General features: G+C 55.3%; 4 protein-coding genes, 1 rRNA gene and 1 riboswitch. Of the genes, 4 read left to right on the forward strand and 1 reads right to left on the reverse strand.

The window, feature by feature from the left end; translation table 11 throughout:
• The first annotated feature begins 3 nt into the window (after positions 1-3).
• Positions 4-357, forward strand: coding sequence for a YijD family membrane protein (locus tag FJW00_RS11240; protein ID WP_009087994.1), 354 nt, complete (start codon positions 4-6; stop codon positions 355-357).
• 39 nt (positions 358-396) lie between these two features.
• On the opposite strand, the gene trmA is transcribed toward FJW00_RS11240, so the two are convergent.
• Positions 397-1,500 carry a tRNA (uridine(54)-C5)-methyltransferase TrmA gene (trmA, locus tag FJW00_RS11245; protein ID WP_058957345.1) on the reverse strand — a complete coding sequence of 368 codons (1,104 nt, stop codon included), beginning with the start codon at positions 1,498-1,500 and terminating at the stop codon, positions 397-399.
• Between the two features lie 110 nt (positions 1,501-1,610).
• Positions 1,611-1,792, forward strand: a riboswitch (cobalamin riboswitch).
• A gap of 71 nt (positions 1,793-1,863) precedes the next feature.
• On the opposite strand from trmA, the gene btuB reads away from it, so the two are divergent.
• From btuB to FJW00_RS11260, 3 genes are all read left to right on the forward strand, one after another.
• Positions 1,864-3,744: a TonB-dependent vitamin B12 receptor BtuB gene (gene btuB / locus FJW00_RS11250; RefSeq protein WP_140924112.1), complete on the forward strand. Its 1,881-nt coding sequence runs from the start codon at positions 1,864-1,866 to the stop codon at positions 3,742-3,744.
• Positions 3,689-4,540 carry a glutamate racemase gene (gene murI, locus FJW00_RS11255; RefSeq protein WP_009087991.1) on the forward strand — a complete coding sequence of 284 codons (852 nt, stop codon included), beginning with the start codon at positions 3,689-3,691 and terminating at the stop codon, positions 4,538-4,540. The genes btuB and murI overlap by 56 nt, the downstream gene beginning before the upstream one ends.
• A 397-nt stretch (positions 4,541-4,937) precedes the next feature.
• A 16S ribosomal RNA gene (locus FJW00_RS11260) occupies positions 4,938-6,479 on the forward strand.
• Positions 6,480-6,493: the final 14 nt, after the last annotated feature.

Genomic DNA, 6,493 nt, shown 5'->3' on the forward strand with positions numbered 1-6,493 from the left:
TCCATGACCCACCCGGCTTCCCGCGATAAAGGCACACTGGCACTGGCTTTTATTACCGGCTTAGCGATTAACGGCTCGTTTTCTGTGCTGTTCAGCGCCTTTGTTCCCTTTTCCATTTTTCCGCTGATTGCACTGGGCCTGGCGGCCTGGTGTCTGCATCAGCGTTACCTCAACACCAACATGCCGGAGGGGATGCCGGGCCTGGCAGCCGCCTTTTTCCTGCTGGGAATTCTGGTTTACAGCGCGCTGGTGCGGGCAGAATACCCGGACATGGGCTCCAACTTCATCCCCACTGTTCTGATGGTGGCGCTGGTGTTCTGGATTGCAACGCGATTTAAGCGCAAGCGTAATCAGTAAAAAAACGGGAACCGCAGGGTTCCCGTTTTTGTTTATGCTTCAGGCTTTACGCGTCAGCAGAACACCGCATTCCATATGATGGGTGTAAGGGAACTGGTCAAACAGCGCCAGGCGCGTAACGTCGTGCGTTTGCGCCAGCGTCTGCAGGTTGTCGCTCAGGGTCTGAGGATTGCAGGAGATATAGAGGATGCGCGGATAAGCCTGCACCATCTTCACCGTCTCGTCATCCAGTCCGCTGCGCGGCGGATCGACAAAAATCGTCTCGCAGTCGTAGCTGGTCAGATCAATGCCTTCCAGACGATTAAAGCTGCGGACACCGTTCATCGCCTGGGTAAACTCTTCCGCCGCCATGCGAATGATCTGCACATTATCGATCTGGTTAGCGGCGATATTATATTGCGCCGATGCCACGGAAGGTTTGGCGATTTCCGTTGCCAGTACACGGCGGAAATTGCGTGCCAGCGCCAGCGAGAAGTTGCCGTTGCCGCAGTAGAGTTCCAGCAAATCCCCCTGTGAATCCCGGGTGACATCCAGCGCCCACTCCAGCATCTGAATATTCATTGCCGCGTTAGGCTGGGTAAAACTGTTTTCGACCTGGCGATAGATAAGCTCGCGGCCCGCCACCGGCAGACGTTCGTCAACGTAGTCGCGATCGAGACAGATTTTCGTTTTGGTCGCGCGGCCAATCAGCTGCACATCCAGCCCTTCTGCACGCAGCCGATCGCGCAGCGCGGCGGCGGCCTGCTGCCACTCGTCGTCCAGCTTGCGGTGGTAGAGCAGAGAAATGACAATCTGATTGCTCAGGGTCGAGAGATAGTCGATCTGGAACAGCTTGTGGCGCAGAGTACGGTTATCGCGGATCGCGGCGATCATCTTTGGCATCAGCTGGTTGATCAGCTGGCTGGCCGCAGGGAACTGATCGACACGGATCCGTTCGCGCGTCTGCTGATCGAAGATGATGTGATAGATATCATCACCGTCGTGCCACAGCCGGAACTCTGCGCGCATCCGATAGTGGCTGACCGGTGAACGGAACACCTCCACGTCGGGCGCAGCAAACGGCGTCATCATCGTCTCTAAACGACTGACTTTTTCCGCCAGCTGTGCGTCATACTCTTCAATGGGGAGATGTTCGGGTGTCATGAGCAATCCTGATTAATAGCTTACCAGCGGGCGATTGTAGGCATTCACTTGCTGATGTCCAGTCCCGCAGAGCGATGATTCCCGGCTATCTGGACTTCCGAATCGCCACTCCGTAGACTGCAGACGCCGGCCTCAGCCTGAGTTAATAGGGAATCCAGTGTAAATCTGGAGCTGACGCGCAGCGGTAAGGAATGTCGTGATGAGTGCAATAGCAGACACTGTCCTGCGGGATGGGAAGTCATCATCATTTATGGTTCCCAGCCCGAAGACCTGCCGGTGTAACGTCGCTACTCGTACAATCATCGCGTGCTATCGATTGTCGGCCTGCGGCATCCTGCTTCGTCTTATGGATGCGATTTAAAAATGATAAAAAAAAGTGTATCGCTGTTCGCTCTGAGCGCAACGGCGGCTTCTCTCTGGGCGCAAAACGGGTTTGCTCAGGCAAATGATGAGACGCAAATCGTGACCGCTAACCGTTTTGCCGAACCTGTCTCCGGCGTGCTGGCACCCACCACCGTCGTGACGCGCGATGAGATTGAGCGCTGGCAGGCTAAAAGCCTGGCGGATGTGATGTGCCGTCTGCCGGGTGTCGATGTGGCGCAAAACGGCGGATTAGGTCAGCAGAGCTCCCTGTTTATTCGCGGCACCGAGTCCCGCCATGTCCTGATCCTGATTGATGGCATCCGGCTGAATCAGGCCGGAATCAGTGGTTCGTCCGATCTCAGCCAGATTCCGCTGACCCTGGTGCAGCGTATCGAATATATCCGCGGTGCGCGTTCTGCCGTCTACGGTTCTGATGCCATTGGCGGCGTAATTAATATCATCACCGGCCGGTCGCAGCCGGGAACCACGCTGACGGCGGGCATGGGCTCCAATGGCTATCAATCTTATGATGGCTCTACCCAGCAGAGGCTGAGCGACGCCACAACGCTGACCCTGGCAGGCAACTATACCTACACCAGAGGATATGATGTGGTGGCGGGTTATCCCAGTAACTATGGCCCGGCACAGCACGACCGCGACGGATTCATGAGCAAAACCCTCTATGGCAATCTTGAGCATCAGTTCAGCGATGAGCTGAGTGGGTTTGTGCGCGGCTACGGATTTGATAACCGCACCGCCTATGACGGGGCATACAGCTACGATGAGAGTTATACCAACATCATCGGTCTGCCGGACACCCGCCAGCTCTACAGTCAGACCTGGGACACCGGTTTACGCTTTAACCGTGATTTCTACTCGACTCAGCTCATCGCCAGCTATGGCCATACCAAAGATATCAACTACGACCCGCGCAATGGCCGCTACGGCGCGGCTTCCACGTTTGATGATGTCACACAGTACAATCTGCAGTGGGGCAACACCGTGCAGATGGGGCAGGGCGCGGTGAGTGGGGGCGTCGACTGGCAGAAAGAGACCACTGAGCCAGGCACCAATACTCTGTCAGAGGGGTATGAGCAGCGTAACACCGGCCTCTACCTGACCGGCCAGCAGCAGTTCGGCACGGTTACCCTGGAAGGGGCGGTACGCGGGGACGATAACAATCAGTTCGGCTGGCATAACACCTGGCAGACGGCAGCTTCCTGGGAGTTTATCTCGGGCTACCGTGCATTCGCCTCTTATGGCACCGCCTTTAAAGCGCCGAATCTGTCACAGGTTTACAGCCCGGCTTATGGTAATCGGGACCTCGAACCGGAAAAAAGTAAACAGTGGGAAGGCGGCTTTGAAGGGCTGAGCGGGCCGGTCAGCTGGCGCGTGTCGGGCTACCGCAATGACATTGATAACCTGATTGATGGCGATCCGGCGACCTTCCGGTACTACAACATTAAGCAGGCGCGTATTAAAGGCGTGGAAGCGACGGCAGGCTTTGATACCGGGCCACTGACGCATCAGCTCTCTTATGATTATGTCGATGCGCGGGATGGCAGCACCAATCAGCCGCTGGTTCGCCGGGCAAAACAGCAGGTGAAGTATCAGCTCGACTGGACGCTGTATGACGCGGACTGGTCTGTGACCTATCACTATCTGGGCGACCGCTACGATACGGATTTCAACAGCACGCCCAGCCGCCGCGTGAAGGAAGGTGGCGTCAGTCTGTGGGATCTCGCCGTCTCATATCCTGTCACTTCACAACTCACAGTTCGTGGTAGAATTGCCAACCTGTTCGATAAAGATTACGAGACAGCGTATGGCTATCAGACTCCAGGACGAGAGTATTACCTCAGCGGCAGCTACAGCTTCTGATTTGCGACCCACCGTGCTGGTATTTGACTCCGGCGTCGGTGGGCTTTCTGTCTATGATGAGGTCCGTCAGCTACTGCCGGATCTTCATTATCTCTACGCCTTCGATAACGCCGGCTTCCCTTATGGTGAGAAAAGCGAATCCTTTATCGTGGAGCGGGTGGTCGCCATCGTTGAGGCCATTACCCGCCGCACGCCTCTCTCATTAGTCATCATCGCCTGCAATACCGCCAGCACGGTTTCGCTGCCTGCATTGCGTGAACACTTTTCGTTTCCTGTTGTAGGCGTCGTTCCGGCGATTAAACCGGCTGCGCGCCTGACGCGTAATGGTGTCGTGGGCTTGCTGGCGACAAGAGCAACCGTTCGCCGTCCTTATACCCATGAGCTGGTGGCACAGTTTGCTGGCTCCTGCAAAATTGAGATGCTGGGATCGGCGGAGCTGGTGGAGCTGGCGGAAGCCAAGCTGCATGGCGGGGAAGTGGCACTGGATGAGGTAAGGCGTATTGTTCAGCCATGGCTGCGGATGGCGGAACCGCCTGACACGGTGGTTTTAGGCTGCACTCACTTTCCTTTACTGCGCGAAGAGCTGCAACAGGTCCTGCCGGAAGGAACGCGCCTGATTGATTCCGGTGCGGCAATCGCCCGACGTACGGTCTGGCTGCTGGAGCATGAAGCACCTGAGGTGCGTTCCTCACAGCAGAACGTCGCGTTCTGTACGGAGCTGGATGGCGAAGCGGTACAATTATCACCCGTTTTACACCGTTATGGCTTCCCGTTGCTGGAAAAACTGGCGCTTTAGGGGCTTTTAGCTGAAAAAAACAGCACTCGGAATTTTATTTGAAATTAGCACTTGTCAGCCTCCGAGAACTCCCTATAATGCGCCTCCACTGACACGGCACAACGGCTTACGAAGCGTCGCGTTAAGTGGTTCGAAATCATACGAACCAGTGAGTTAAGCGAAAATAAATGCTTGACTGACAATGCGGAAAGCGTAATATACGCAGCCCGCGCCGCAGGAAAACGCGGCACTGCTCTTTAACAATTTATCAGACAATCTGTGTGGGCACTCGCAGGATTGATATCAGCGTCCCCGGACGCAAAAAAATATCAAAGCCTCACGAGTGAACACATAATGAAATTCATTATGACGTTTTACAGATGAGCACCGCTGAACCTGTTTCAGCAAATCAAACTTTAAATTGAAGAGTTTGATCATGGCTCAGATTGAACGCTGGCGGCAGGCCTAACACATGCAAGTCGGACGGTAGCACAGAGGAGCTTGCTCCTTGGGTGACGAGTGGCGGACGGGTGAGTAATGTCTGGGGATCTGCCCGATAGAGGGGGATAACCACTGGAAACGGTGGCTAATACCGCATAACGTCGCAAGACCAAAGAGGGGGACCTTCGGGCCTCTCACTATCGGATGAACCCAGATGGGATTAGCTAGTAGGCGGGGTAATGGCCCACCTAGGCGACGATCCCTAGCTGGTCTGAGAGGATGACCAGCCACACTGGAACTGAGACACGGTCCAGACTCCTACGGGAGGCAGCAGTGGGGAATATTGCACAATGGGCGCAAGCCTGATGCAGCCATGCCGCGTGTATGAAGAAGGCCTTCGGGTTGTAAAGTACTTTCAGCGGGGAGGAAGGCGGTGAGGTTAATAACCTTGCCGATTGACGTTACCCGCAGAAGAAGCACCGGCTAACTCCGTGCCAGCAGCCGCGGTAATACGGAGGGTGCAAGCGTTAATCGGAATTACTGGGCGTAAAGCGCACGCAGGCGGTCTGTTAAGTCAGATGTGAAATCCCCGGGCTTAACCTGGGAACTGCATTTGAAACTGGCAGGCTTGAGTCTCGTAGAGGGGGGTAGAATTCCAGGTGTAGCGGTGAAATGCGTAGAGATCTGGAGGAATACCGGTGGCGAAGGCGGCCCCCTGGACGAAGACTGACGCTCAGGTGCGAAAGCGTGGGGAGCAAACAGGATTAGATACCCTGGTAGTCCACGCCGTAAACGATGTCGACTTGGAGGTTGTTCCCTTGAGGAGTGGCTTCCGGAGCTAACGCGTTAAGTCGACCGCCTGGGGAGTACGGCCGCAAGGTTAAAACTCAAATGAATTGACGGGGGCCCGCACAAGCGGTGGAGCATGTGGTTTAATTCGATGCAACGCGAAGAACCTTACCTACTCTTGACATCCAGAGAACTTAGCAGAGATGCTTTGGTGCCTTCGGGAACTCTGAGACAGGTGCTGCATGGCTGTCGTCAGCTCGTGTTGTGAAATGTTGGGTTAAGTCCCGCAACGAGCGCAACCCTTATCCTTTGTTGCCAGCGATTCGGTCGGGAACTCAAAGGAGACTGCCGGTGATAAACCGGAGGAAGGTGGGGATGACGTCAAGTCATCATGGCCCTTACGAGTAGGGCTACACACGTGCTACAATGGCGCATACAAAGAGAAGCGACCTCGCGAGAGCAAGCGGACCTCACAAAGTGCGTCGTAGTCCGGATCGGAGTCTGCAACTCGACTCCGTGAAGTCGGAATCGCTAGTAATCGTGGATCAGAATGCCACGGTGAATACGTTCCCGGGCCTTGTACACACCGCCCGTCACACCATGGGAGTGGGTTGCAAAAGAAGTAGGTAGCTTAACCTTCGGGAGGGCGCTTACCACTTTGTGATTCATGACTGGGGTGAAGTCGTAACAAGGTAACCGTAGGGGAACCTGCGGTTGGATCACCTCCTTACCTGAAGATACCTT

This window comes from Pantoea anthophila (assembly GCF_006494375.1).
GTDB classification, from domain to species: Bacteria; Pseudomonadota; Gammaproteobacteria; order Enterobacterales; family Enterobacteriaceae; genus Pantoea; species Pantoea anthophila.